General features: G+C 32.7%; 5 protein-coding genes and 1 pseudogene. All 6 read left to right on the top strand.

Annotated elements, in window-relative coordinates; all coding sequences use genetic code 11:
- Positions 1-510 (top strand): hypothetical protein (locus LS81_RS11445; RefSeq protein WP_161976772.1); only part of this gene is annotated, 510 nt, incomplete at its 5' end.
- 13 nt (positions 511-523) lie between these two features.
- Positions 524-1,201 (top strand): hypothetical protein, encoded by a 678-nt coding sequence (locus LS81_RS12190; RefSeq protein ID WP_233715971.1) that lies wholly within the window; start codon positions 524-526, stop codon positions 1,199-1,201.
- A gap of 48 nt (positions 1,202-1,249) precedes the next feature.
- A complete protein-coding gene (locus tag LS81_RS10485) occupies positions 1,250-1,744 on the top strand; it encodes a hypothetical protein (protein WP_034346695.1) in 495 nt (164 codons plus the stop codon).
- Between the two features lie 14 nt (positions 1,745-1,758).
- Positions 1,759-1,953: a hypothetical protein gene (locus LS81_RS10490; RefSeq protein WP_034346694.1), complete on the top strand. Its 195-nt coding sequence runs from the start codon at positions 1,759-1,761 to the stop codon at positions 1,951-1,953.
- The gene (locus tag LS81_RS10495; protein WP_034346692.1) at positions 1,946-2,581 is read left to right on the top strand and encodes a hypothetical protein; all 636 of its coding nucleotides are present in this window, start codon (positions 1,946-1,948) and stop codon (positions 2,579-2,581) included. The genes LS81_RS10490 and LS81_RS10495 overlap by 8 nt, the downstream gene beginning before the upstream one ends.
- Positions 2,581-3,516: pseudogene (locus LS81_RS11570) on the top strand (hypothetical protein); the annotation flags it as partial. The gene LS81_RS10495 and the pseudogene LS81_RS11570, both read left to right, overlap by 1 nt.

Genomic DNA, 3,516 nt, shown 5'->3' on the forward strand with positions numbered 1-3,516 from the left:
TTTCCACCCACTTTGATTTCTAAAAATCTTTATCAAACTCCCACACACACGATACTTTCTAGCAATATCCCCCACTTTGATTTTATACAAAACTATACAGAAGTTAAAAACAAATACAAAGAGCAAAAAAAGAACGATAAAAATACATCAAATCCGCCAGAAAAGATATTTTCTCTTGTATATCTTTTAAATGAAGTGAGTTATATAGCAAGGTTTAAAGATAGCAAGGATATAGAGGAATTTAACATATATAGGATGATAGATTTAATCACGCAACTACAAGAAGCAAAAATTTATATAAAAATTCTAGATAAAAAATTCTTTGATGAATTAGAAAACAAGCAATGCAGTGTAGCAGAATTACGAAGTGTGCTAAAATGTCAGCCCTTTATGGTAGTTGATGAAAACAACAAAGAAATACTTAATGAAAGCAATAGAGCAGAAATCTTTTACTATAAAACCTTTAATAATCTAGTCTCGCAAATTTTGCAATCTTATAAAACTGCCTAAGGAATCTACAATAATGAATGAATATCAAAAAGCCTATATCGCATTGAGCAGAGAGCTACTTTTTTCATCAAGTCCTTTGGTTATCACACCAAAGAATCCTTACAAGACCACCAAAAGTCTCTATAGTTCTTTAGAATGCAAAATATTTTTTGATAAAGAAAAAGATGTAATCTATATTTTTACTTATAATGGGGATGCGTTTGATTGCAAGGATTTATTACAAGATATAAATAATCTTACCAACCAGAACAAACAGGATTTACAAAATTACAATATCTCGATTTTTTTAGAATCTACCCTCCTCACAGGTGGTAATGAATCTAAGAGTTTAGGTTATGAATGCTTCTTTGGCACATTAGATTCTAAAGATAGCAATCTAGGCTTAGATACTCTTAAACCCATCTATCACTTAATCGGTGAGATAGATTCTAACTCTATAGAATCTACAAGCAATAATAGAGCTTCTAACAATTCCCTAAGCACCCTCCAAGTATTTCTAGGTAGCAATACCCTAACACTCTTAAACTACTCCCTCCTAGATTCTAGCCTTAACATCAAGTTAGAATGTAACTCCAAAGAATCTAAAGAAATACTAGAGAGAGAACAAATACAAAGAGAGCAGACACAAAGAGATTCTAACTCTATAGATTCTCTAAAGCACTGCACTCCTTCACCCAATACTAGAAGATGATGAAATAAAATGTCCTCATAATGGAGTAGTAAAACTAAAGAGTAATATATGTTACAATATATTCGGATTAGAGAGTTAGGAGATTTTAAAATGTTTTTGTATAAAAAATGCGAAGTATGTGGGAATAACATTAATAAATTACAGAGTATTTGGAATATTTACACACTAAAAATAGGCGAAACTCTGCATTGTAGTCATTGTGGCACATACTATCAGGTAAGCAAAACTATTCAAGCTTTTGCTTCCTTTTATGTGAATCTAGGACTAGGTATTATACTTTGGCTTATTCTTGGAATATGTATAAATGTCTGTATTCATACGCTAGACATTAGTGTCAATAAAAATATTTCTCTTATTCTATCTTTGGTATTATCTTTTTTATTGTTAAGTTTTATAAATTGCATAATAGCCTGTTTAATCCCATTGGGCATAACGCAAACACCTAAAGAGAAGTGTAAAAAATCACTCGTGTATTGGCTATGTCTTTTGCTATTATCCGCTGTGCTGATAGCTTTTATTGCTGGATTCTTGGGGCTACATTAATATAAGGAGCAAATATGGACAACAATAAAGATTTTACAGACCATTTAAGTGATTTTGGCGAAGGACTTGCTTCTTTTTTTACTACTGCCTATAATTTCGGGGATTTTTTGGGGAGAATCTCTGGGTTGCGAGATTGGCAACACGGCAGTGTTGTGTTAAAAGATTACTATCAACAAGAAGCCATTGAGGAAGTGAAAAATAATGTTTAATCCAAAAATCTACTTAATATTGATTCTATTTTGCAATTTACTCTTAGCCAAAGAAGGATTCAATCCCTACCAAGAATACAAATGGGGAGCTAAAAGCACCCCCAAAGAATTTGCAGACCCGATTTATTGGATATATGACTTTGTGTATCTCAATGCTTATACAAAAAGCCTTAACACTCCAACCAAAGAGCAAATAGCAAAAATCTTAAATTCTATACAAAATCAAACAATGGAGCAAATATTACTTATTTATCCAAAATCTAGCTCCTTTGTCTATCCAAATTCTATTATACACTCTTGTATTATTCTAGGTGCAAAGCACGATATGGAATCTAAAAAACAAAGCATATTATGTAGCACAAAATATTGGCTAAAACTCACGCAAGACTTTTTTAAAACCATAAAAGATTATCCACAAGATATTTGTAGAATATATGATGAGATATTTGTTGATGAAAACAACGCTTTTCCCGAAGTAAATATTGCAGGAATTATTGGCTCACTTATCAATCATAAAGAAATACAAGAATATAAAGATTCTAAACCATTGCTTAGTGTTTTAAAAGTGGAATTAGAAAAGATTTTAAGTATCACCCAAGCAAACCGATGCTTTAAGAAGGATAAATAATGGCGACTTTCGAACAGGAACTTGCAAATTATGTAAAAAATATTAAAGGTATTGGGGATGTAGCATTTGAAATGTTGCCAGAATATTCGAAAATAAAAAAGTTGGGTAAGAAATTTTCAAAGAGAATAAATCCATATATTTATACATTAGACGCCTATGCTGTTTATAAAGAAACGGGGAAGCTAAAAAATGCGATAGCGAGATTTACTGCAGATGTAGCTGGTGGGGTAGCAACAACATTTATTGTAGTTTCAGGTGTGGAAACTATGCAACCAGAACTCATTGCAGTATCGTTTTTTGTGGGGGACATAACAGAAAAAGTGGTAGAAGAATTTTCTCTCAAATGCCTCACTTTCCTCGACACCCATATCCTTACCCCAATCCAAGAAACTATCCACAACTTCCTCATACGCACATTTATTGAGCCTGTTGTCCATCAAATAATGCAGTGGACTCCAAACCCATTAGCTCCCTTTAGTCCCTTCGGATACAATACAAGTGATGATATATCTTTTGTGTATGCGTATGCTGTCTTTAAAGATTCTCACTATAAACATAACGCATATAGTCATAGCACCCCTACTTATGCGTATAATACCTATACACAAGAAAGGGTTAATGCTCTATCACAAGGCTTTAGCTCTCTAGCAAGTGATGTTTCTACACATAATATTGTCATATCAGATTCTGATATATCGCATTGCTTTGATACTTTGCTTTATAGAGAATTAGAATCTCTTTATAAAGACTATATGGCATATACACCTATTGCACTAGATAATGGATATAAAATTGGAAACATCAAAGCCTCCTACCTCCAACGCATACCACAAGAGGATATAGAATCTCTCACACCAAATTCTCCCTTACACCTCCTTAAAGCCCTCTTTTTCTGTGAGGATTATATACTTTTAGATTCTAATAAAGAGCCGTTA

The sequence above is a fragment of the Helicobacter trogontum genome, assembly GCF_000765905.2.
GTDB lineage: Bacteria > Campylobacterota > Campylobacteria > Campylobacterales > Helicobacteraceae > Helicobacter_A > Helicobacter_A trogontum.

Coding starts and splice junctions, on each gene's coding strand:
- LS81_RS10495 (WP_034346692.1), top strand. CDS start 1,946: ATGTTTAATCCAAAAATCTACTTAATATTGATTCTATTTTGCAATTTA.
- LS81_RS12190 (WP_233715971.1), top strand. CDS start 524: ATGAATGAATATCAAAAAGCCTATATCGCATTGAGCAGAGAGCTACTT.
- LS81_RS10490 (WP_034346694.1), top strand. CDS start 1,759: ATGGACAACAATAAAGATTTTACAGACCATTTAAGTGATTTTGGCGAA.
- LS81_RS10485 (WP_034346695.1), top strand. CDS start 1,250: ATGTTACAATATATTCGGATTAGAGAGTTAGGAGATTTTAAAATGTTT.